The 22,999-nt window shown below is 66.9% G+C and carries 21 protein-coding genes; 17 read left to right on the top strand and 4 right to left on the bottom strand.

From position 1 onward, the window contains the following. Window positions 1-80 precede the first annotated feature (80 nt). The 7 genes from OY559_RS18225 (at window position 81) to lpdA (ending at window position 10,941) form a co-directional block, all read left to right on the top strand. The gene (locus tag OY559_RS18225; RefSeq protein WP_277727691.1) at window positions 81-1,331 is read left to right on the top strand and encodes an MFS transporter; all 1,251 of its coding nucleotides are present in this window, start codon (window positions 81-83) and stop codon (window positions 1,329-1,331) included. Next, a complete protein-coding gene (locus OY559_RS18220) occupies window positions 1,328-3,394 on the top strand; it encodes a hypothetical protein (RefSeq protein WP_277727690.1) in 2,067 nt (688 codons plus the stop codon). Before OY559_RS18225 ends, OY559_RS18220 begins: the two co-directional genes overlap by 4 nt. Then, complete coding sequence (locus tag OY559_RS19755; protein WP_343228737.1) at window positions 3,391-6,015, top strand: GCSAG motif subfamily hormone-sensitive lipase; 2,625 nt, start codon at window positions 3,391-3,393, stop codon at window positions 6,013-6,015. The genes OY559_RS18220 and OY559_RS19755 overlap by 4 nt, the downstream gene beginning before the upstream one ends. A 92-nt stretch (window positions 6,016-6,107) precedes the next feature. Continuing rightward, window positions 6,108-6,563 (top strand): DMT family transporter, encoded by a 456-nt coding sequence (locus OY559_RS18205; protein WP_277727689.1) that lies wholly within the window; start codon window positions 6,108-6,110, stop codon window positions 6,561-6,563. Between the two features lie 72 nt (window positions 6,564-6,635). Next, a complete protein-coding gene (locus tag OY559_RS18200) occupies window positions 6,636-7,088 on the top strand; it encodes a DNA-deoxyinosine glycosylase (RefSeq protein WP_277730056.1) in 453 nt (150 codons plus the stop codon). Window positions 7,089-7,294: 206 nt separating this feature from the next. After that, on the top strand, window positions 7,295-8,722 hold the full coding sequence (locus OY559_RS18195) for a dihydrolipoyllysine-residue acetyltransferase (protein ID WP_277727688.1): 1,428 nt from the start codon (window positions 7,295-7,297) through the stop codon (window positions 8,720-8,722). Window positions 8,723-8,799: 77 nt separating this feature from the next. After that, window positions 8,800-10,941, top strand: a complete 2,142-nt coding sequence (gene lpdA, locus OY559_RS18190; RefSeq protein ID WP_277727687.1) for a dihydrolipoyl dehydrogenase — start codon at window positions 8,800-8,802, stop codon at window positions 10,939-10,941. Window positions 10,942-11,013: 72 nt separating this feature from the next. Here the strand turns inward: lpdA and OY559_RS18185 are convergent, their stop codons facing one another. Beyond that, window positions 11,014-11,217, bottom strand: a complete 204-nt coding sequence (locus OY559_RS18185; RefSeq protein ID WP_277727686.1) for a DUF2061 domain-containing protein — start codon at window positions 11,215-11,217, stop codon at window positions 11,014-11,016. Window positions 11,218-11,377: 160 nt separating this feature from the next. Next, window positions 11,378-12,316 carry a hypothetical protein gene (locus OY559_RS18180; RefSeq protein ID WP_277727684.1) on the bottom strand — a complete coding sequence of 313 codons (939 nt, stop codon included), beginning with the start codon at window positions 12,314-12,316 and terminating at the stop codon, window positions 11,378-11,380. 415 nt (window positions 12,317-12,731) lie between these two features. On the opposite strand from OY559_RS18180, the gene OY559_RS18175 reads away from it, so the two are divergent. The 9 genes from OY559_RS18175 to OY559_RS18135 all read left to right on the top strand — a co-directional run bounded on the left by OY559_RS18175 (window position 12,732) and on the right by OY559_RS18135 (window position 19,903). Beyond that, entirely contained in the window at window positions 12,732-13,103 is a 372-nt protein-coding gene (locus OY559_RS18175; RefSeq protein ID WP_277727683.1) for a hypothetical protein, read from the top strand. A 28-nt stretch (window positions 13,104-13,131) separates the two neighbouring features. Continuing rightward, window positions 13,132-13,929: a F0F1 ATP synthase subunit A gene (gene atpB, locus OY559_RS18170; protein WP_277727682.1), complete on the top strand. Its 798-nt coding sequence runs from the start codon at window positions 13,132-13,134 to the stop codon at window positions 13,927-13,929. A gap of 64 nt (window positions 13,930-13,993) precedes the next feature. Then, entirely contained in the window at window positions 13,994-14,293 is a 300-nt protein-coding gene (gene atpE / locus OY559_RS18165) for a F0F1 ATP synthase subunit C (protein ID WP_055939490.1), read from the top strand. A gap of 105 nt (window positions 14,294-14,398) precedes the next feature. Continuing rightward, window positions 14,399-14,869, top strand: coding sequence for a F0F1 ATP synthase subunit B (locus OY559_RS18160; RefSeq protein ID WP_162338069.1), 471 nt, complete (start codon window positions 14,399-14,401; stop codon window positions 14,867-14,869). A 17-nt stretch (window positions 14,870-14,886) separates the two neighbouring features. Then, a complete protein-coding gene (locus OY559_RS18155) occupies window positions 14,887-15,414 on the top strand; it encodes a F0F1 ATP synthase subunit delta (protein WP_277727681.1) in 528 nt (175 codons plus the stop codon). Between the two features lie 46 nt (window positions 15,415-15,460). Beyond that, entirely contained in the window at window positions 15,461-17,008 is a 1,548-nt protein-coding gene (gene atpA, locus OY559_RS18150; protein WP_162338071.1) for a F0F1 ATP synthase subunit alpha, read from the top strand. 82 nt (window positions 17,009-17,090) lie between these two features. Then, window positions 17,091-17,954 carry a F0F1 ATP synthase subunit gamma gene (atpG, locus tag OY559_RS18145; protein ID WP_192202931.1) on the top strand — a complete coding sequence of 288 codons (864 nt, stop codon included), beginning with the start codon at window positions 17,091-17,093 and terminating at the stop codon, window positions 17,952-17,954. Window positions 17,955-17,993: 39 nt separating this feature from the next. Continuing rightward, entirely contained in the window at window positions 17,994-19,400 is a 1,407-nt protein-coding gene (atpD, locus tag OY559_RS18140; RefSeq protein ID WP_142126048.1) for a F0F1 ATP synthase subunit beta, read from the top strand. 80 nt (window positions 19,401-19,480) lie between these two features. Next, the gene (locus tag OY559_RS18135) at window positions 19,481-19,903 is read left to right on the top strand and encodes a F0F1 ATP synthase subunit epsilon (RefSeq protein ID WP_093489858.1); all 423 of its coding nucleotides are present in this window, start codon (window positions 19,481-19,483) and stop codon (window positions 19,901-19,903) included. 134 nt (window positions 19,904-20,037) lie between these two features. On the opposite strand, the gene OY559_RS18130 is transcribed toward OY559_RS18135, so the two are convergent. Then, window positions 20,038-20,442, bottom strand: coding sequence for a GtrA family protein (locus tag OY559_RS18130; RefSeq protein WP_277727679.1), 405 nt, complete (start codon window positions 20,440-20,442; stop codon window positions 20,038-20,040). A 76-nt stretch (window positions 20,443-20,518) separates the two neighbouring features. Here OY559_RS18130 and OY559_RS18125 point away from each other — a divergent pair, with 76 nt between their 5' ends. Further along, window positions 20,519-21,448, top strand: a complete 930-nt coding sequence (locus OY559_RS18125) for a glycosyltransferase family 2 protein (RefSeq protein ID WP_277727678.1) — start codon at window positions 20,519-20,521, stop codon at window positions 21,446-21,448. On the opposite strand, the gene OY559_RS18120 is transcribed toward OY559_RS18125, so the two are convergent. Then, on the bottom strand, window positions 21,408-22,985 hold the full coding sequence (locus OY559_RS18120; protein ID WP_277727677.1) for a glycosyltransferase 87 family protein: 1,578 nt from the start codon (window positions 22,983-22,985) through the stop codon (window positions 21,408-21,410). The two genes, OY559_RS18125 and OY559_RS18120, sit on opposite strands and share 41 nt — an antisense overlap. Between the last annotated feature and the right edge of the window lie 14 nt (window positions 22,986-22,999).

Here is a 22,999-nt window from a genome sequence, read left to right as displayed (position 1 = left end):
CATGGCATGCGGCCTCTTGCGTCGTCATGCTGGCGATCACACAGTGATGCGTGCCGAGCATGGCGCGCACGGAGTGGATGATGAAGCGAAGCCGCATGGTGCTGGCGTTGATCCTGACCTACATGATCTTCGCCATGCTGCTCAATTCCGTTGGCGCGGTGATCCTGCAGGTGATGCAGGGCTTCGGCGTCAGCAAGTCGGGCGCGGCGACGCTGGAGGCGTTCAAGGACCTGCCCATCGCCATCGCCTCGTTCCTGGTGGCGTCGACGCTGCCACGACTGGGCTACCGCCGCGCGATGATGCTGGGCCTGCTGCTGGTGGCGTTGGCATGCGCATCCATGCCGTTGCTGCAGACGTTCTGGGCGACCAAGCTGCTGTTCGCCACGGTAGGCGTCTGCTTCGCGCTGGTGAAGGTCTCGGTCTATTCGAGCATAGGTCTGCTGACCGATGACCCTAAAGCGCATGCAGGCCTGACCAGTACGGTCGAGGGCTGGTTCATGGTCGGCATCCTGGGCAGTGCCTGGCTGTTCGCGGCCTTCATCAATCCGGAAGCACCCGGCGACCCGGTCTGGCTGGATGTGTACTGGGTGATCGCCGGCCTCTGCGTGGCGGTGATTGCGCTGCTCGCCAGCGCGGAGATGGACGAGTCCGCAGCACATGACGGCCACGCCGTCGGCGAGTCCTTTGCCGACATGCTGCGCCTGCTGGGTCGGCCGCTGGTGGTGGTGTTCCTGGTGTCGGCCTTCCTGTACGTGCTGATGGAACAGGCCATCAACACCTGGTTGCCCACCTTCAATCGCGAGATCCTGCATCTGCCGACCACGTTGAGCGTGCAGGCGGCCAGCATCTTCGCCGGGTCGCTGGCGCTGGGGCGATTGGGCGGCGGTTTCGTGTTGCGCCGCGTGCGCTGGTTCTGGGTGCTGGGTGCCTGCGTGATGGCGATGGCGGCGCTGGTGCTGGTGGCGCTGCCGCTGGCGGCGGACGTACAGGCGCGGCCCGACCAGACCTGGTGGAATGCGCCCGCCGCAGCCTACGTTTTCCCGCTGATCGGACTACTCATGGCGCCGATCTATCCCACGATCAATTCGGTGGTTCTCAGCGCGCTGCCGAAAACGCGGCACGCCGCGATGACCGGGCTTATCGTGGTGTTCTCCGCATTGGGCGGCACCACCGGATCGCTCATCACCGGCCAGCTGTTCGCGCACTTCGATGGCTCCCGCGCCTTCTACCTGCTGCTGGTGCCGATGACGATGCTGCTGGTGTCGCTGACCCTGCTGAACCGCAGTGCCCATACACCCGATACCGCCGCGGCGGTGGGAGGACAAGAATGATCGATCGCATGCTCTCTGTTCCGCGCGTGCGCCGCGCCAGCGTCATCCTCCTGGCGGCCGTCGTCCTGTCATCCGCCGGCGCGCTGATGCCCGCGCTGGCGAAGGAGTCCGCGCCGGCGCCATTGCAGTTCCGCATCACCGAGGGGCGCATCGAGAACGCGTTCCATCAGGACGGACCGGTCGCCGCCCACCTGCTGCTCAGCTCGGGCACGCGGCCGCGCGTGCTGGTGGCATTCCCGGCCGGCAACAGCGGCGTCGGTGTCTGGTTCGAAAACACGGCCACACCTGTCCACTGGATGCTTGGAACGGTGACCGGCGAACGCCGCCTGCGCGAGGGGCACGCCTGGCATGGCATCACCGCCGAGGCGAGCGTCGATGCGCGCCGCCTGGTACTGAAGGATGCCGTGCTCGGCAGCGTGCGCGTGCTGCGCGACTACCAGCTTGGCCTGCCCTATCCCGAGGACACCCGCGCGACGGCGGCGGTGAGCGACCACAAGGTGACGTGGCAGCGCGATCGCCTGGACGGCGCGCCCGGCTACGCGATCACACTGGACGCGCAGAACGGACGCTTCACCCGCGACGATGGCAGGATCGTGCTGCAGGCGGACGGTGCGGATGGTCCGCTACGTCTGCGCATCACCGCGACGACGGGCGAGACCCCGCTGACGCCGTTCACCGCGGACGAGTTGTTGAACGCGCATGCCGCCACCGACCCGCGCAGCCGGCAGGCGCTGCAGTTCCTCAGCTACCGCGAGAAGTTCCTGGCCGGCTCATGGCGCTTCAACACCTACTTCGGCCGCGACACCCTGATGTCGGTGCGCCTGCTGATGCCGGCCCTGCAGCCGGCGGCGGTGGAGGCCGGGTTGGGTGCGGTGCTGTCGCGGCTTTCGCCGGGCGGCGAAGTGGCGCACGAAGAGGACATCGGCGAGTTCGCGGTGCTGCGCCACCGCAAGGAACACGGCACGTCGTCCGCCGCGCCGGTTTACGACTACGTGATGATCGACGACGACTATATGCTGCCGCCGGTCGCCGCGGCATGGCTGCTGGAGGACGCGCGCGGCCGTGCGCGCGCCGTCGATTTCCTGCGGTCCGGGGCGGGTGGACTGCGCAACGGCGATGCGATGGTGCGCAACCTGCTGTTCGTGGCGGGGCAGAGTGCCGCCTTCGCCGAGTCGCCGGTCCCAGCGAACCTTGTCGCGCTGAAGGAGGGCAAGCCGGTCGGCCAGTGGCGCGACAGCAACGAAGGCATCGGACGTGGCCGCTATCCCTACGACGTCAATGCCGTCTGGATGCCGGCGGCCCTGCGCGCGATCGGTGGATTCCTCGACAGCGGCCTGCTGGCGCCGTACATGAGCGATGTGCAGCAGCGCACGCTGAGGGCGGCGGCGGATCGCGCCGGCATCTGGGAGCGCGAGGCGGTCGGTCTGTTCGCGGTGAAGATCCCGCACGCGCAGGCGGCGGCCCAGGTGCGCGCTTATGCCGCGCAGGCCGGCGTGCCCGACACCGCGGCGCTGGCATCGCTGGATGCAGCGGGGGTGACGTTCCCGGCGATCGCGCTTGATGCGGAAGGTCGTCCGGTGGCGGTGTTGCATTCGGATGAGGGATTCCGCCTGCTGTTCGGGCATCCCGATGCGCGCGCGCTGGACACGGAGGTCGCTGCGATGATGCGGCCATTTCCCGCGGGCCTGATGACGGACGTGGGCCTGCTCGTCGCCAATCCCGCGTACGCCGATCGCGCGGTATGGCCGCGGCTTGGCAACGCCGCCTACCACGGCACGGTGGTATGGGCGTGGCAGCAGGCGGTGCTGGCCGCAGGCCTGCGGCGGCAACTGGCGCGCGACGACCTGCCTGCCTCCACGCGCGAGGCGCTGCAGGAGGCGCAGGCGCGACTCTGGCAGGCGATCCGCGCCACCGACGACGTCCGCACTTCAGAGTTGTGGTCGTGGTCATATGGCGATGGGCGCTACCGCCTGGAGCCATTCGGTGCGCAGGGCGCGCATGAGGATGAGTCCAACGCCGCGCAGTTGTGGAGCACGGTCTATCTGGCGGTGGACGAGCCATGAGGCGTTCCGCTTCCACCTTCGGTTGCCTGTTGCTGTCGCTGCTGTTCGCGCCGGTCGTGGCCCACGCCGCTGCTCCCGATCCGGCGCGCACGGAGGCGTACATCGACCGGGGGTGGGACACGCTCACGCGCCGCGTCGAGGACTGTTCGGCGCTCGCCGATCCCAAGGTCGGGACGCATCCGGTGGTCTACGTGCCGGCGGACGCACCGGCCGATGCCGCGCTTGTGGCCACCGCCCGCCGCTGCGGCGTGGAACTGCGAGCGCTGCCACGCACGATTTCGCGGATCGGCGACATCGACCCGCACACGCTCGCGCAGCAAGGCCTGTTGTACCTGCCCAAGCCCTATGTGGTGCCGGGCGGCTTCTTCAACGAAATGTACGGCTGGGACAGCTATTTCATCGTGCTGGGCCTGCTGGCCGACGGGCGTGCCGCGCTGGCGCGCGACATGGTCGACAATTTCCTGTACCAGGTCGAGCACTACGGCGGCGTGCTCAACGCCAACCGCAGCTATTACCTCACCCGCTCGCAGCCGCCGTTCCTGGGGGCGATGATCCGCGCGATGCTCGATGACGGTTCGGCCTTCGGCAGTACCGCCGAAGCGGATGCCTGGCTGGCGCATGCCTGGCCGCTGGCGGTGCGCGACCACGCCACCTGGACCCGTCCCGAGCACCTGGCGGGCGACACCGGACTCGCTCGCTATTTCGACTATGGCAGCGGACCGGTGCTGGAGATGCGCACGGCGGACTACCTGCGCAAGGTGATCGCCTGGCTGCGCGCGCATCCGGCACGCGATCCGGGTTGGCTGCTCGCGGCGTCCGAGCACCCTGATGCAGCGGAAGCCGCGCGCCTGAAGCGGGAAAGCTGCGATGTCGTCGCCTCGCAGGTATGCCGGGATGCCTGGGTCGATGGTTACCGGTTGCGCGCCGACTTCTACCTGGGCGACCGCGCGATGCGCGAATCGGGGTTCGACGTGAACTTCCACTTCGGCCCGTTCGCCGGCGCGACTCACCACTACGCGCCGGTCTGCCTCAACAGCCTGCTGTACGCCTACGAGCGCGATCTGGCCGCGTTCGCTCGACGGTTGGGAAAGCCCGGCGACGCGGTCGTCTACGAACAGGCGGCGACGACGCGGCGGGCGGCCATGGATCGCCATCTGTGGCGGCCCGCTGCAGGCATGTACGCCGACTATGATTTTGTCGCCGGCCGGCACGCAGACGAGCCCTACGTGACCACGTTCTACCCGCTGTGGGCGGGGGCGGCATCACCGGCGCAGGCCGATGCGTTGCGCGGCAAGCTCGCGCTGTTCGAGCACCCGGGCGGCCTGGCGATGAGCCGCGACCGCAGCGGTGCGCAGTGGGATGCGCCGTTCGGATGGGCGCCGGTCAACTGGCTGGTGGTGGCGGGGTTGGACCGTTATGGCAAGCGCGACGACGCCATCCGCATCGCGCGGGCCTTTACCGCCACCATCGACCGTGCCATCGCGCATGACGGCACCATCCGCGAGAAGTACAACATGGTGAGCGGCGATGCCGACGTGCAGGTGACCATGGGTTATGCCGACAACGTGGTCGGGTTCGGCTGGAGCAATGGCGTCTATCTGAAGATGCAGGAACTGCTGCGGGCGCCCGTCGATGCAGGCGGTTCCGCGGGTACGATGGAGCTGCCCGCGTTCGCGGTGCCGTTCTCCCGCTACGCCTCGCCGGAAGCGCAGGCACGGTTCAGTGGAGTGCTGGCCGAGGGGCGCGCCGCGCCCGGCCTCTCCAGCGGCATCGAGGCCCCGCGCGCGTTCTACGATCGCATCAACCGCGACCGGGTCGCGCGGATGCGTGCCCGCTATCCGGTCACGCTGTCCACCGATACCGTGGCGGGCGTGGACGTCGACATCGTCGAGCCTGCGGATGGCATCGCGCCGGCCAACCGCAACCGGGTACTGATCGCGCTGCACGGCGGCGCTTTCCTGTGGGGCGAACACAGCGGTGCGCTCGTTGAGGCGATCCCGGTTGCCGCGCTCGGCGGCGTGCGGGTGGTCGGTGTCGACTACCGGCAGGGGCCGGAGCATGTCTTCCCCGCCGCGACCGACGACGTGGTGGCCGTCTACAAGGCGCTCATGCAGCGCCATCCGGCGGCGAACATCGGTATCTACGGCTGTTCGGCAGGCGGCATGCTCACCGGCCAGGTCGTGGCGCGCCTGGTCCGTGATGCGATTCCGTTGCCGGGCGCGATCGGCACATTCTGCGGTTCGGTCGCGGCGCTGGGTGGCGATTCCGCCTATGTCGGCCCCCTGCTCAGTGGCGATCCGATCGGCAACGGCCCCGTGTCCATCGTCGAACGCCTGCCGTACTTCAAGGGTGCGCGCGCCGATGATCCGATGGTGGTGCCAGCGAATGATCCGGCGCTGCTCGCCCGTTTCCCGCCGACCCTGTTGCTCTCCGGCACGCGCGATTTCGCGATGAGCTCGGTGCTGCAGAGCCATCGGCTGCTGACCAGGGCCGGCGTGCAGGCGGACCTGCACGTCTGGGACGGCATGTGGCACGCGTTCTTTTCGGACCCGGAGCTGCCCGAATCGCAGGAAGCGTACGCGGTGACAGCGGCGTTCTTCGATCGTCACCTTGGACGCTGAGAAGCATCGCCACCGTTGCTTCGGTGCCGTCACGAAGCATGGGCGGGCACCTCGGGTATCGTGATGCCTTCGACATGACAGCGGAGGCGCGCATGAACGCGACCGGCGTGGCCCTGGCCCTCTTCATCGGCATGCTGCTGCCGCTGCAGGCGCTGATCAATGCATCGCTCGGCAAACAGACCTTCGGTCCCGTGTTCGCCTCGTTGGCGTCCTTCATGGTCGGAACCGGGGTGCTGTTGGCGTGGTGGTGGCTCAGCCGGCCGGTGTTCGTGCCCGCCGCGCTGGCCAAGGTGCCGTGGTGGGCATGGACCGGGGGCGTGATCGGGGCGCTGTTCGTCGCCTCGGCCACGTTGCTGGTGCCCCGCCTGGGAGCGGCCTCGCTGATCTGCCTGGTGGTGGCGGGACAACTGGCGGGCTCGGTCGTACTCGACCACTTCGGCGTGCTGCATGCACGGCAACCCGTGGATGCGCTGCGCGTCGTCGGCCTGCTGCTGGTGGTCGCCGGCGCGCTGCTGGTGGTGAAGCCCTGGCAGTCGGCGGGCGGCTGATCCGTGGCGGACGTGCTCACCGGTCTGCCGCCGAGCATCGGGGCAGACTGTCGCGTGCTTGTGCTGGGGTCGATGCCGGGCGACGCCTCGCTGCAGGCAGTGCGTTACTACGCCCATCCACGCAACCGGTTCTGGCCGGTGATGGCATCGATCTGCGGGTTCGATCCCGTCGCTTCGTACGAGCACCGCATCAGTTGCCTGCATCAGGCCGGCGTGGGGCTGTGGGATGTCATTGGCCAGTGCGAGCGGCGTGGCAGCCTGGATGCGGCCATCGTGCGCGGCAGCGAGATCGCCAATCCCCTGGATGAGGTGCTGATGGCGCACCGCAGTATCGTGGCGATCGCGCTCAACGGTGGGAAAGCGGCGGAGGCCTTCCGTCGCCATGTACAGCCGCGGCTGCAGGGAATCCGCATACCAGCCCTGTTCGCCTTGCCATCCACCAGCCCTGCCAACGCGGCGATCCGCCACGACGCCTTGCGGGACGCGTGGGCTGCGATCTCGCCGTTGCTGCGCGTACCCGCCTGACAATGCGGCGGCGTATCGTGTGAGCCGAGCGTCGAACCAAAGCGATACCACTGCGGCCGCAGGCTTGCGTGGTGTCGTCGTTTCCTCCACGACGACGCGCAATGTCCTGATGTGGACAGCAATTAGTCCGAAGGAATGGTTGGCGCATCGCGCCACTGCGGACACAATAGGGGTTCCCTTCTTCACGCCCATACCGGAGTAACGCCATGTCCGACATCAAGGAAGCCAAAGTCCCCGACATCGGTGACTACGACGGCGTACCGGTGATCGAGATCCTGGTGGCCGTGGGCGACACGGTGAAGAAGGACCAGGGCCTGGTCACGCTGGAATCGGACAAGGCCACGATGGAAGTACCGTCCGCCTTCTCCGGCGTGGTGAAGGAGATCAAGGTCAAGCTGGGCGACGAAATCGCGGAAGGCGCGGTGGTGGCGCTGATCGAAGTGAGCGAAGGCGCCGCCGAGGCGAAGCCCGCCGCCGCACCCGCGCAGACCGCCACCGCCGAGACCGGCGCGAAGGTCGAGCCGGTCGCGGTATCGCCGACCCCCGACAAGATCACCCAGCGCGAGATTGCGCAGGAACGCGCCGCGCCGGCTGTGGCGCCCGTGGCCTCGCGCGTGCTGGACGACAAGCCGGGCATCGACCCGGAGGCCTCCCCGCCGCGCTCGCCGCCGGTCGAGTTCAACGCCGACCGCGTGCTGCCGGAGAAGGTCGCCTACGCCAGTCCCGCCGTGCGCCTGTTCGCGCGTGAACTGGGCGTGGACCTCAACCAGGTGAAGGGCAGCGAGCGTGGTGGCCGGATCAGCAAGGAAGACGTGCAGAAGTACGTCAAGGGCGCGCTGGCCGGTGGCGTGGCCGCCCCGGCATCCGCCGGTGCGCCGGTGGCCGCGGGGGGCGGGCTCAACCTGCTGCCATGGCCGAAGGTGGACTTCAGCAAGTTCGGCGAGACCGAAACTGTCGCGCTGTCGCGCATCAAGAAGATTTCCGGCGCCAACCTGGCGCGCAACTGGGCGATGATCCCGCACGTCACCCAGCACGACCACGCCGACATCACCGACCTGGAAGCGCTGCGCGTGGCGCTGAACAAGGAAAACGAAAAGGCCGGCATCAAGCTGACCATGCTCGCCTTCCTGATGAAGGCCAGCGTGTCCGCGCTGAAGAAGTTCCCCGACTTCAATGCGTCGCTGGATGCCAGCGGCGAGAACCTCACGCTGAAGAAATACTTCCACGTCGGCTTCGCCGCCGACACGCCGAACGGCCTGGTCGTGCCGGTGATTCGCGACGTCGACAAGAAGGGCGTCAACGAGATCGCGCAGGAAACCGGTGAGCTGGCCAAGAAAGCGCGCGACGGCAAGCTGGGCCCGGCCGAAATGTCCGGCGGCTGCTTCTCGATCTCCTCGCTGGGCGGCATCGGCGGCGTGGCGTTCACGCCCATCGTCAACGCACCGGAAGTGGCCATCCTGGGCGTGTCCAAGTCCTCGATCCAGCCGGTGTGGGACGGCAAGCAGTTCCAGCCGCGCCTGATGCTGCCGCTGTCGCTGAGCTACGACCACCGCGTGATCGACGGCGCCTCCGCGGCGCGCTTCACGGCCTATCTCGCCCAGTTGCTCGGCGACATGCGTCGCGTGCTGCTGTAAGTCCGTAGGGTGGGCCCTGGCCCACCGACCCGAACACACCACGGTGGGCCAAGGCCCACCCTACGAAAGAGAGTGGTATGGCGAACACGATTGAAGTCAAAGTCCCCGACATCGGCGATTACAGCGATGTGCCGGTCATCGAGATCCTCGTCGCCGTCGGCGACACGGTGAAGAAGGACCAGGGCCTGGTCACGCTGGAATCGGACAAGGCCACGCTGGAAGTGCCGTCCTCGGCCGCCGGCGTGGTGAAGGAAATCAAGGTCAAGCTGGGCGATTCGCTGTCCGAAGGCAGCGTGGTGGCCGTACTGGAAGCTGAAGGCGCCGCGGCATCCGCGCCCGCGCCCGCAGCTCCCGCCAAGCCTGCGCCCGCACCGGCGGCGCCTGCCGCGTCGGCGCCCGCTCCTGCAGCACCGGCCGCGGCACCCGCGCCGTCCGGCGGTGGCGGATTGATCGAAGCCAAAGTGCCCGACATCGGCGACTACGACGGCGTTCCGGTCATCGAGATCCTGGTCGCCGTCGGCGACACGGTGAAGAAGGACCAGGGTCTGGTGACGCTGGAATCCGACAAGGCGACGATGGAAGTGCCGTCGCCTGCCGCGGGCGTGATCAAGGAAATCAAGGTCAAGCTGGGCGACGAACTCGCCGAAGGCAGCCTGGTCGCGATCCTGGAAGGTGAGGGCGCCGCGTCCGCGCCCGCCAAGGCCGCCCCGGTGACACCATCGCCCGCGGCTCCGGCGGTCCCCGCGACCTCGGCGCCGAAGCCTGCGCTTGGCACCGGCAAGCCCGCCGATATCGAATGCCGCATCGTCGTGATCGGCTCCGGTCCCGGCGGCTACACGGCCGCGTTCCGCGCCGCCGACCTCGGTCTGGACACCGTCCTCATCGAACGCTACGACACGCTCGGCGGCGTCTGCCTCAACGTGGGCTGCATCCCGTCAAAGGCGCTGCTGCACGCGGCGGCGCTGATCGATGAAGCCTCGCATTCCGACGACATCGGCATCAGTTTCGGCAAGCCGAAGATCGACCTCGACAAGCTGCGCGGCTTCAAGCAGGACAAGGTGGTCGGCCAGTTCACCAAGGGCCTGGCCGGCATGGCCAAGCAGCGCAAGGTGCGCACGGTGACCGGTGTGGCGAAGTTCGTCTCGCCGAACGAACTGGAGATCGCCGGCAGCGACGGCAAGACGCAGCTCCTGCGCTTCGAGCAGTGCATCATCGCCGCCGGTTCGCAGGCGGTGAAGCTGCCCAATTTCCCGTGGGACGATCCGCGCGTGATGGATTCCACCGATGCGCTGCAGCTGCAGGAAGTGCCGAAGAAGCTGCTCGTCGTCGGCGGCGGCATCATCGGCCTGGAAATGGCGACGGTGTACCGCGCGCTGGGCGCCGAAGTCACCGTGGTCGAGTTCATGGACCAGCTGATGCCGGGCGCCGACAAGGACCTGGTGAAGCCGCTCGCCGACCGCCTGAAGAAGCAGGGCGTGGCCGTGCACCTGAAGACCAAGGCCGCCAAGGTCGAAGCGTCGAAGAAGGGCATCACCGTCGGCTTCGAAAGCGCCACCGAAGGCCAGAAGCCGGAACTGGAGTCGGGGACGTTCGATCGCGTGCTGGTGGCCGTGGGCCGTTCGCCCAACGGTGGCAAGCTCGATGCCGACAAGGCCGGCGTCACCGTCACCGACCGCGGCTTCATCCCGGTCGATGCGCAGATGCGCACCAACGTGCCGCACATCTTCGCCATCGGCGACCTGGTGGGCCAGCCGATGCTGGCGCACAAGGCCACGCACGAAGGCAAGCTGGCCGCAGAAGTGGCGGCCGGCGAGAAGAAGGAGTGGGTGGCCCGCGTGATTCCGTCCGTGGCCTATACCGATCCGGAAATCGCGTGGGTCGGCGTGACCGAGACCGAAGCCAAGGCCAAGGGCCTGAAGATCGGCGTGGGCAAGTTCCCGTGGGTGGCGTCGGCGCGTGCGGTCGGCATCGGCCGCGGCGAAGGCTCGACCAAGCTGATCTTCGACGAACACACCCACCGCATCATCGGCGCCGGCATCGTCGGCGTGCACGCCGGGGACCTGATCAGCGAACTCGCGCTGGCGATCGAGATGGGCGCGGAAGCCGGCGACATCGGCGCGACCATCCATCCGCACCCGACGCTCAGCGAATCGGTGGCGATGGCGGCCGAGGTCTACGAAGGCACCATCACCGACCTGTACATCCCGAAGAAGAAATAAGCGACACCGGATGTCGCAGGAACGGAAGGGCCGCGCGGATGTGCGGCCTTTCCGTTTCCGGTGTCGGGCCTGTCAGGCGGGCAGTGGCATTGCCCTGGACGCCCGCCGGGCTTCGATCCGCTTCCAGACCTTTTCGTGGAAGTGGAACACCACCGTATTGGTCGCCGGTTCGATCAACGCCAACATGCCGCCCACCAGCAGGCTGCCGGTGAACAGGTAGCCCAGGGTGAAGGCCACCGAGAAGTGCAGGATCGCGAAGCTCAGGGTCTTGTTCACGACGGGCTCCAGATGAGAATTGATCTCATTATGGGGGCCGAGCTGACGCTGTCCAATGGAATGATCCGCTATCAGCGATAGGCTTTGACTATCAATTGAAGGGCGATGGGCTCCCGCCCGGCGGGTCGGCGCCTGCGGCCGTTCGCGCGCTGCCGCCGGGTCAGAACCGGACCGACACGCCCGCCATCGGGCCATGCACCTTGAACTCGCCCGTGGCCTTGCCCGCGACGTCCACCGTGCCGATCCCCGACTCCGCCGGCGCCTCGAACGAACCGCGATAGTCGTCGCTGAGCTTCAGGCGGAACCAGTCGTAGCCCACATGCACGCCGATCCGCTCGGTCACCCGGTACTCGACCAGCAAGCCGCCGCGCTCGAAATGCCCGCGTTCATCGATGAAGTCGCCCCAGCGCGTGTCCAGGTACTGTCCCTGCGCCTCGATGCGCAGGCGCGGCGTCGGCGACCACGCCACGCGGGTGTGCAGGTTCGGCGAGGTGCCATCGCGTTTCCAGTCCAGCTCCTCCCATTGCGGGTCGATGTCGCCGGTACCGGCACTGGTCGCGGTACCGCGCGCCGCCAGCGTCGCGTGGGTGATGCCTGCACCGAGACCCCACTGGAAACGTGGCGTATCGATCATCGCGAACTCGTAGTTGAGGTTGGCCAGTTCGAAGCTGATGCGGCCCGACACGTCGACGGCAGGCACTTCCACCGGCTCGCCCGGGATCTCGACCTCGTCGAAGATCGTGCCAGGATCGACCCAGTCGCCTTCGAAGCCCCACGATTGATCCCGTCGATAGTCGTAGTAGTTGAGGCGGAGCGACTGGCGAGGCGTCATGTTGAAGGCGAGCTCGCCGCGTGGGCGCCAGCGGCCGTCGGCATGGATCTCGCCTGCCGCGCTCAACGCCTCCGAGCGTTCGCCATTGGTGGCCACGGCATCACCGGTGAAGCGGATGTTCGCCTCGGGATTGAAGGCGGAGAGCCTCAGTTCGAAGCGGGCGTCGTCGGAAACCTCCTGTGCGGACGCGGTGGAGGCGGCGATGGCCAGGGACAGGCAGCAGAAGACCGATGCGGCGGTGCGGTGGGGGGCAAGGTGGCGGCTCATGGGGTCCATGCGGTGGGGTGTGGGGAGCCCAACGTTCGCCATCCCCGGGTCGACAGGGGGTGAATTGACTGAACGAGTGGCGGCTTCCGCCTCATTTCCCGCTGGAAAAAGGAAGCCCCGGGGGCAACCGGGGCTTCTGGAGGACCTGCGACGGAGCATCGGACGAGGAAGTTGAGCGGCAGGCCTCGGAGGGACTGACAGACGGTTTTCGTCAAAGTTCCGGGAAATCCTGCGGAAAATTCTGAACAGGGGAAACGGTTACAGCCTTGTCCCCGCTGGCTTTGGCGGAATCCGGCGCCGAACTCGCGATTTCGACCTTTGGCGGTTGTCCCGGAAATTGTCCCGCTGCTATACTTTTGCGGCTCGGCGAGGCGCTTTACCGCCTTGTACCCCGCCAATTCCGTAGGGCTTTCGTGTGCTGAATTCCGTCGCTGCGGGCCGGCGGCTGGTGTTGCGCGCCGCCGTCTGGCAGACGGCAGCGGTACTGCTGGTCGCGCTGCTGTTCCTGCTCGGGGGCGTGCCCCATGCGGTCGCGGCGGCCATCGGAGGGTTGGCGATCGTGGCCGGCGCGCTGCTGGCGGCCTGGATGGCCTTCGGTGGTGGCGTGCTCGGCGCCGTCTCGGCGGTGCTGAGGCTGGTCGCGGGGATGGTGGTGAAGTGGGTCGTGGTGATCGGCGTGCTGGTCGTTGGCGCGGGGCTGTACAAGCTGCCCCCGCTGCCTCTCCTGGCGGGCGTGATCACCGGACTGGTGGCACAGGTGCTGGTCGCGACCGGCAAGCAGCGATAACCCAATCTAGACGAAAGGTTTCCGACTCATGGCGGGCGAAGCTCTGACTCCCACCAGTTACATCCAGCACCACCTGAAGAACCTCACGGCCCAGGTGGGCGGTGAAGGTCCTTTCTGGACGATCAACGTCGACACTTTCGTGACCGCCGTGCTGATGGGCCTGGTCATCGTATTCGCCTTCTGGATGGCGACGCGCAAGGCCACGGCCGGCGTGCCGGGCAAGTGGCAGGCGTTCGTCGAGATCATGCTGGAGTTCGTCGACAAGCAGGCCCGCGACACCTACCACGGGACCAGCAAGCTGGTGACGCCCATCGCGATCACCATCTTCTTCTGGATCCTGATGATGAACCTGCTGAAGATGATTCCGGCGGACTTCATCGCCAAGCCGCTCGAGCTGATGGGCGTGCACTACTGGAAGCCGGTCCCCACCGCCGACGTCAACGCCACGCTGGGCATGTCGATTAGCGTGTTCTTCCTGATGCTGGTGTTCGCGTTCCGCTCCAAGGGCCTGGGCGGTTTCGCCAAGGAATTCCTGACGGCGCCGTTCGGCAAGTGGATGATGCCGTTCAACCTGATCCTCAACATCGTCGAATGGGTCAGCAAGCCCATTTCGCTGGCGATGCGACTGTTCGGCAACATGTTCGGCGGCGAGATCGTCTTCCTGCTGATCTGGGTGCTGGGCGGCGCGGGCATCCTCGGCATGCTCGGTGGCGCGACGTTCGGCCTGGGCTGGATGCTGTTCCACCTGCTGGTCATCCCGCTGCAGGCATTCATCTTCATGATGCTGTCGATCGTCTACCTGAGCCTGTCGGAAGACAGCCACTAACGTTTCCGCTTCACCGTTTCCTTCGTACCATCACCTTTCAAGCACTTAAGTTCCGGAGATCACCATGGAAAGCATCCTCACCAACCTCGCCCAGGTCCAGGCTTCGACCGCCCTCGCCATCGGCATCATGATCGGCCTGGCCGCGCTGGGCGCGGGTCTGGGTCTGGCCATCATGGCCGGCAAGTTCCTGGAATCGGCTGCCCGCCAGCCGGAGCTGATCCCGGTCCTGCAGGTGCGCATGTTCATCACCGCCGGCCTGATCGACGCCGCGTTCATCATCTCGGTCGCCGTCGGCCTGCTGTTCGCCTTCGCCAGCCCGTTCATCACGATCTTCACCGAACAGCTGGCCAAGCTGGCGGGCTGATCCGTCGCGTGCACGCCTGACCACGGGCTTTCGTCCGCGGTCAGTCACCAGGCGTAGCTGGGCCGGCGCGATGTGCGCAGGCCCTTCATCACCGGCAGGTTTACGATGAATATCAATCTCACTCTGTTTGCCCAGGCGCTGGCCTTCGCCGGCCTGATCTGGATCATTGCGACCAAAATCTGGCCGCCGCTGCTGGCTGCCATCGAAGAACGCCAGCAGAAGATCGCCGAAGGCCTGGCCGCGGCAGACCGCAGCCAGAAGGATCTGGCGCAGGCGCAGGAAAAGGTCAACGAAGCGCTGAAGGAAGCCCGCGTCAAGGCCAACGAGATCATCGACCAGGCCCACGCGCGCGCCAACCAGATCGTCGACGCGGCCAAGAACGAAGCGATCACCGAAGCCAACCGCCAGAAAGAACTGGCGCAGGCCGAGATCGATGCCGCCGCCACGCGTGCCCGCGAGGACCTGCGCAAGCAGGTGTCCGCGCTGGCCGTCAGCGGTGCCGAGAAGCTGTTGAAGCGCGAGATCGACGCCAACGCCCACAAGGCGTTGCTCGACGAACTCGCCGCCGAAATCTGATCCGGACGATCTGATCGATGAGCCAGGCCCTTACCGTCGCCCGTCCCTACGCCCGCGCCGCCTTTGCGACGGCGCGCGACGAAGGCAACTTCGCCGCCTGGTCGCAGGCGCTGGGTTTTGCCGCGCACGTCGCGGCGGATCCGCGCGTGGCCGCGCTGCTGCCCAATCCGCAGCTGCTGCACGCCGATGCGGTGACGCTGCTCGCGCCCGAGGGTGCGAGCGAGGCGTTCATCCGCTTCCTCGGCATCCTCGCCGACGCGCGCCGCCTGCAGCAGTTGCCGGAGATCGCCGGCCTGTTCGAGGAGCTGCGTGCCGAGGCCGAGCACATCGTCAAGGCGAAGGTGACGTCCGCCACGACGCTGCCGGCCGGCGAGCTGGACGTGATCAAGGCGGCATTGAAGAAGCGCTTCGGCCGCGAGGTCGAGGTCGAAACGGCCATCGACGCATCGCTGATCGGCGGCGCCGTGATCGATGCCGGCAGCGTGGTGATCGACGGCTCGCTGAAGGGCAAGCTGGCGCGCCTGCAGTCGGCCCTGACGCACTGAATTCCCATTGAACCGCCGCGCGCAAGCCGGCACACAGGACTTACCCATGGCTACCACGCTCAACCCCTCTGAAATCAGCGACCTGATCAAGACCCGTATCGAGAAGGTCAAGCTGGCCGCGGAGTCGCGCAACGAAGGCACGGTCACCTCCGTGTCCGACGGCATCGTGCGCATCTTCGGCCTGGCCGACGTCATGCAGGGCGAAATGATCGAGCTGCCCAACAGCACCTACGCACTGGCGCTGAACCTGGAGCGCGATTCGGTGGGCGCCGTGGTCCTGGGCGACTACGAGCACCTGCGCGAAGGCGACGTGGCCAAGACCACCGGCCGCATCCTGGAAGTGCCGGTCGGTCCGGAAATGCTCGGCCGCGTGGTGAACGCGCTGGGCGAGCCGATCGACGGCAAGGGTCCGCTGGGCACCTCGCTGACCGCGCCGGTGGAGCGCGTGGCCCCGGGCGTGATCTGGCGCAAGTCGGTCGACCAGCCGGTGCAGACCGGTTACAAGTCCGTCGACGCCATGATCCCGATCGGCCGCGGCCAGCGCGAGCTGATCATCGGCGACCGCCAGACCGGCAAGACCGCGATGGCCATCGACGCCGTGATCAACCAGAAGGGCACCGGCATCAAGTGCGTGTACGTCGCGATCGGCCAGAAGGCCTCGACCGTGGCCAACATCGTGCGCAAGCTGGAAGAGAACGGCGCGCTGGCCCACACCGTGGTCGTCGCCGCCACCGCCTCCGAGTCGGCCGCGATGCAGTACATCAGCGCCTACTCCGGCTGCACCATGGGCGAGTACTTCATGGACCGCGGCCAGGACGCCCTGATCGTGTACGACGACCTGTCCAAGCAGGCCGTGGCCTACCGCCAGATCTCGCTGCTGCTGAAGCGTCCGCCGGGCCGCGAAGCCTACCCGGGCGATGTGTTCTACCTGCACTCCCGCCTGCTCGAGCGCGCCGCGCGCGTGTCCGAGGAGTACGTCGAGAAGTTCACCGAAGGCAAGGTCACCGGCAAGACCGGTTCGCTGACCGCCCTGCCGATCATCGAAACGCAGGCCGGCGACGTGTCCGCGTTCGTGCCGACCAACGTGATCTCGATCACCGACGGCCAGATCTTCCTGGAAACCGACCTGTTCAACGCCGGCATCCGCCCGGCCGTGAACGCCGGTATCTCGGTGTCGCGCGTCGGTGGCGCCGCCCAGACCAAGATCATCAAGAAGCTGTCGGGCGGCATCCGCATCTCGCTCGCCCAGTACCGTGAGCTGGCGGCGTTCGCGCAGTTCGCCTCGGACCTGGACGAAGCCACCCGCAAGCAGCTGGAGCGCGGCCAGCGCGTCACCGAGCTGATGAAGCAGAAGCAGTACGCGCCGATGTCCATCGCCCTGCAGGCGCTGTCCATCTACGCCGTCAACGAGGGTTACCTGGACGACGTGCCGGTCGGCAAGATCCTGGCGTTCGAAGACGCGCTGCACGCGCACTTCACCAACACCCAGGGCGCACTGGTCGACACGATCAACAGCACCGGCAACTGGAACGACGAGATCGAAGGCGCCTTCAAGAAGGGCATCGCCGAGTTCAAGCAGACCGGTACCTGGTAAGCGTAGGGTGGGCCCCGGCCCACCATTTCGTGAAGGCGGCGGGTCAGGCCCGCCCTACGAAGACGAATCAAGCGAGCAGAGCATGGCAGGCGGACGCGAAATCAAAACCAAGATCAAGAGCGTGCAGAACACCCGCAAGGTGACGCGCGCGCTCGAGATGGTCTCGGCCTCCAAGATCCGCAAGGCGCAGGAGCGCATGAAGACCTCGCGCCCGTACGCACGCGCGATGAAGCAGGTGATCGGCCACCTGGCCCAGGCCAACACCGATTACCAGCATCCCTTCATGGTGGAGCGCAAGGACGTCAAGCGCGTCGGCTTCATCATCGTGTCGTCCGACCGCGGCCTGGCCGGCGGCCTGAACAACAACCTGTTCCGCAAGATGCTCGGCGAGATCCGCCAGTGGAACGAGAAGGGCGTCGAGGTCGATGTGGTCACCATCGGCCAGAAGGCTTCGGTGTACTTCCGCCGGGTCAAGGTCGACATGCTGGCCAGCGTGTCGCACCTGGGCGATTCGCCCAAGCTCGACCAGCTGATCGGCGTGATCAAGGTGATGCTGGACGCCTACACGGAAGGCAAGCTGGACCGCGTGTTCGTCGTCTACAACGACTTCGTCAACACGATGACCCAGCGTGCCGCATTCGACCAGCTGCTGCCGCTGCCGGCGGCGGAGACGCAGGTCGCGCACCACGACTGGGACTACATCTACGAACCCGATGCCGCGACCGTGCTCGACCACGTGATCACGCGCTACATCGAATCGCTGGTGTACCAGGCGGTGCTGGAGAACATCGCGTCGGAACACGCGGCGCGCATGGTGGCCATGAAGGCCGCCAGCGACAACGCCAACAAGCTCATCGGTACCCTGCAGCTGGTCTACAACAAGGCCCGCCAGGCGGCGATCACCCAGGAAATTTCCGAAATCGTCGGCGGCGCGGCGGCAGTCTGACGCGCTTCGTCACAAGAATTCATCTAGAGGAATGCAGCAATGAGTCAGGGCAAGATCGTTCAGATCATCGGCGCGGTGGTTGACGTCGAATTCGCGCGCCACGAAGTGCCGAAGGTGTACGACGCGCTGAAGGTGGAAAACACCGCCATCACGCTCGAAGTGCAGCAGCAGCTCGGCGACGGCGTCGTGCGCACCATCGCCCTCGGTTCCACCGACGGCCTGAAGCGCAACCTGATCGCCGTGAACACCGACAAGGCCATCTCGGTGCCGGTCGGCGCCGGCACGCTGGGCCGCATCATGGACGTGCTGGGCAACCCGATCGACGAAGCCGGTCCGGTGCAGGCGACCGACCATTGGGAAATCCACCGCTCGGCCCCGTCGTACGAGGACCAGTCCTCGGCCAACGACCTGCTGGAAACCGGCATCAAGGTGATCGACCTGATGTGCCCGTTCGCCAAGGGCGGCAAGGTCGGCCTGTTCGGCGGCGCCGGCGTCGGCAAGACCGTCAACATGATGGAACTGATCAACAACATCGCCAAGGCGCACTCGGGTCTGTCCGTGTTCGCCGGCGTGGGCGAGCGTACCCGCGAGGGCAACGACTTCTACCACGAGATGAAGGATTCCAACGTCCTCGACAAGGTGGCGATGGTGTACGGCCAGATGAACGAGCCGCCGGGCAACCGCCTGCGCGTCGCGCTGACCGGCCTGACCATGGCCGAGTACTTCCGCGACGAGAAGGACGCGTCCGGCAAGGGCAAGGACGTGCTGCTGTTCGTCGACAACATCTACCGCTACACGCTGGCCGGCACCGAAGTGTCGGCGCTGCTGGGTCGCATGCCGTCGGCCGTGGGTTACCAGCCGACGCTGGCCGAGGAAATGGGCGTGCTGCAGGAGCGCATCACCTCGACCAAGACCGGTTCGATCACCTCGATCCAGGCCGTGTACGTGCCCGCGGACGACCTGACCGACCCGTCGCCGGCCACCACGTTCGCCCACCTGGACGCGACCGTCGTGCTGAGCCGCAACATCGCCTCGCTGGGTATCTACCCGGCCGTGGATCCGCTCGACTCGACCAGCCGCCAGCTGGACCCGAACGTCATCGGCCACGAGCACTACGACACCGCGCGCCGCGTGCAGTCGACGCTGCAGAAGTACAAGGAACTGAAGGACATCATCGCGATCCTCGGCATGGATGAGCTGTCCGAAGAAGACAAGCAGGCCGTGTCGCGCGCGCGCAAGATCGAGCGCTTCTTCAGCCAGCCGTTCCACGTGGCCGAAGTGTTCACCGGCTCGCCGGGCAAGTACGTCTCGCTGAAGGACACGATCCGCGGCTTCAAGGCGATCGTCGACGGCGAGTACGACCACCTGCCGGAGCAGGCGTTCTACATGGTCGGCGGCATCGAAGAAGCGGTCGAGAAGGCCAAGAAGCTCGCCGAGAAGGCGTAAGCACGTAGGGTGGGCCCCGGCCCACCTTCGCGGCAACCGGCGGCGGGCCAAGGCCCGCCCTACACGGCAAAGAGAGTTCCATGAGCACCATCCGTTGCGACATCGTCAGCGCCGAGCAGGAAATCTTCCACGGTGAAGCCACCCTGGTCGTGGCCACCGGCGAACTGGGCGAGCTGGGCATCGCGCCGAAGCACGCGCCGCTGATCACCCGCCTGAAGCCGGGCAAGGTGGTGGTAACGCTGGCCAGCGGCGAGCAGCTGGACTTCGCCATCTCCGGCGGCATCCTGGAAGTGCAGCCGCAGGTCGTCACCGTACTGGCGGACACCGCCGTGCGCGCGACCGACATCGACGAAGCGCAGGTCCGCAAGGCCAAGGAAGAAGCCGAGCGCGTGCTGTCCCACAAGGACCCGAAGATGAGCGTGGAAGAAGCCCAGGCCCAGCTGGCCATGAGCATCGCCCAGCTCAGCGCGCTGGAGCGCCTGCGCAAGAACCTCAAGCACTGAGGTCCAAGCGCACACGCTTCATCGGAAACGCCGGCCTCGTGCCGGCGTTTTCGTTTCGTCGCGTGCGCCATGCGCCCGACGTTGTGTTACCGGCACTCCATCCTGCCTCCGTTGGCCGATCGGCCCCGCCGGCGTCAGCGATAGACGACGTGCCGCCACAGGAAGAACGCGACCACCGCGAGCACGCCTTCCACCAGTGGCTTGGCCAGCCAGGCATACGCTAGCCCCAGTGAGGTCGCGACCCAGGTCACCGCCAGCGTGCTCGCGATCGTCAGCGGTATCCACACCAACAGGAACTTGGCGAAGCGCCACCAGCCGAGTCGGGCGCTGCCGTCGTGCGCGAAGGTCACGCGCCCGTTCAACCAGAAGCCGAGCAGCGCGCCGCCCACGCGGCTGGCGAGATTGGCCGGCGCTGCTGGCACGCCCAGCGCAGTGAACGCCACGAACAGCGCCCAGTCCACCAGCAGCTGGAGCGCGCCGATGACGAGGAAACTGCCGCCCTGGCGCAGCAGGACGTACCTGGAAGAGGGAGGTGCCATGCCGCGATGGTAACCCCGGCCGTGCGCAGGTTGCCGTGTAAGATGCCGGCGCACGTCATCGACCCGGACCGTCGCCTTGCGTATCGCCATATTGATTCCCTGCCACAACGAAGCGCCCACCGTGCAGAAGGTCGTCGCCGATTTCCGCGAGGCGTTGCCGGAGGCCAGCGTGTGGGTCTTCGACAACGCCAGCGTCGATGCCACCGCCCTGCTCGCGACGCAGGCCGGCGCACATGTAAGGCATGTCCTGGCGAAAGGCAAAGGCAATGTGGTGCGCGCGATGTTCCGTGACGTCGATGCGGACATCTACGTCATGGTGGATGGCGACGACACGTATCCCGCATCCGCGGTGCGCATGCTTATCGAGGACATCGCGGCGGGGCGGGCCGACATGGTCGTGGGCACGCGGCTGGAGTCGCACGACCGTGCCTCATTCCGTCGCTTCCATGGATTCGGCAATCGCCTGGTGCGTGGTTGCATCAGTGCCCTGTTCGGCCACCCGGTCCGCGACGTGCTGTCCGGCTACCGCGTGTTCTCGCGTCGTTTCGTGAAATCCATGCCTGTTCTTTCCCGCGGCTTCGAGATCGAGACCGAGATGACCGTTTTCGCGCTGGCCAATGGCTTCGTGCTGTCCGAACGGGTCATCGAGTACGGCACGCGCCCCGATGGCAGTGAGTCCAAGCTCAACACCTACCGCGACGGCATGCGGGTCCTGAAGACGATCCTGTTCCTGTTCAAGGACATGCGGCCGCTGCTGTTCTTCGGTGTGCTGGCGACGGCGTGCATGGTGTCCAGCCTCGGATTCGGCGCCATCGTCATCCATGAGTTCGCGCGCACGGGCCTGGTCACCCATCCGTCCACCGCGGTGCTGGCGGTGGCGTTCGCCCTGGTCGGGGTGGTGTCGATGGCGACCGGACTGATCCTGGATACTGTCAACCGGCGCACCAACGAGATCCAGCGGCTGATCACCGATCAGGTGCTGTCGCAGCGCAGACCGTCGGTGTAGGCGCGCCGCGCACGAGCGGGCAGAGCGCCAGTTCGCCCAGGCTCGTCGGCACGGGAAGGCAAGCCCCCTGCGCGACCAGGCCGTAGGTGCTCACGGCCTCGTTCGCCACCGGGGCGGAGGCCAGGCGCAGCAGGTGGACCGGTCCCTCATGCGCCCGCACGCGCTGTTCTGCAGCGGCCTGCAACCCCGTGCAGCGCGTGGGCGCCATGAAATTGTTGTGGATCGATACCGCGGCGACATTCCGCGGCAGGTAGGCGACGGCGTATGCCATCGGATCATCGTCCGCCAGCACCACGAGGCTGGCAGCCGGCAGCGCCGGCATCTGCACCGACATCATGGGCGTGGCGAAGGGCGTGCGACCCCAGCTCGGTCGATTGGTGGCGACGACCAGCAGGACGGCGAGCGCCACCATGGCGGGTCGCACGTAGCGCGCCGGCAGCCACGTCGACGCGATGCCGAAGATGGCGATGGAGCAGATCAGCTCCAGCGCGAACAGGTAGCGGTAGATGCCATAGAGCATTACCCACACGGCAAAGCTGACCAGCGCGAACGCGAGCAGGGCATGGGTGAGGGGCATCGCGGCGCCCTCCCGCCGCCGTCGCCGCCACACCGACACCCACCACGCGCCGAGCGAAGCGAAGCCGAGCAGTACGCGGGGGTCGGAAAGCTTCCCTTCCGAGAAGCGGCTGCTGTCGGTCAGCAGATGGAAGGGGACCAGCAGGGCATCGATCCCGTGCGGAATGAAGCGACCGTCCTTGTGTGCATGCGGCAGGGCATCGGGCGATCCGAACCAGTCGTTGAAGTAGGGAAACAGCGGGTTGCCATGCTCCTGCCAGAGATGGAGTGCCCAGGGCCCGGCCGTCAGCGTAGCGCCGGCGAGGCCGCCCACCGCGAGTGCCAGGATCCGGGATGGGATGCCACGCATCGGTCCGCAGACCAGTGCGGCGGCGATGAAGCCGATGCAGTACAGCGCACCGGTGAGCTTCAGGCCCGCGCACGCGCCTGCCATCAGGCCCGCCGGCAGCCAGGTCGCCCAGGCGTGACGGCGACCCTGCGAGTCCGCTATCCACCAAAGCGTCGCCATCACCCCGGCCGCCACGAATGCATCGTTGAACGTGGTCCCGATGCTGGGCATCACCGCCGCACCCGTGACGGCCGCCAGGCCGGCCATCACGGTCCGGGTGGCGCTGCGTCCTGCAGGCCACAGCAGGTCGAGCAGGCGCAGTGCGAACAGGATCGCGACGATTGCAGGCAGTGCCAGCCACAGCGACACGAGCCATCCGGGCAAGCCCGCTTTCACCATCCAGGCGAAGGGGATATCGAGCGCAGGGTTGTGCCATGTCTGGAGCTGCGCCGCCGCGATGTCATCGCCGAAGCGGCCGTCCAGCAGTGCAGATGGCGTATAGAAGTGATAGTTGCGCAGGTCCCAGTTCGCATCCTGTCCCTGCCTGAGCAACGCGAGCAGCACCAGCAGCAACGACACGGCCAGGACAAGCCTTCTGTCGCGGGCGGTGGTGGAGGGGGAGTGCAGGGTCATGGGCAGGGTCTTGT

It is taken from the genome of Pseudoxanthomonas sp. SE1 (assembly GCF_029542205.1).
Classification (GTDB): domain Bacteria; phylum Pseudomonadota; class Gammaproteobacteria; order Xanthomonadales; family Xanthomonadaceae; genus Pseudoxanthomonas_A.
The sequence above is the reverse complement of the archived record's forward strand: the minus strand, read 5'-3'. Positions and strand labels throughout refer to the sequence as shown.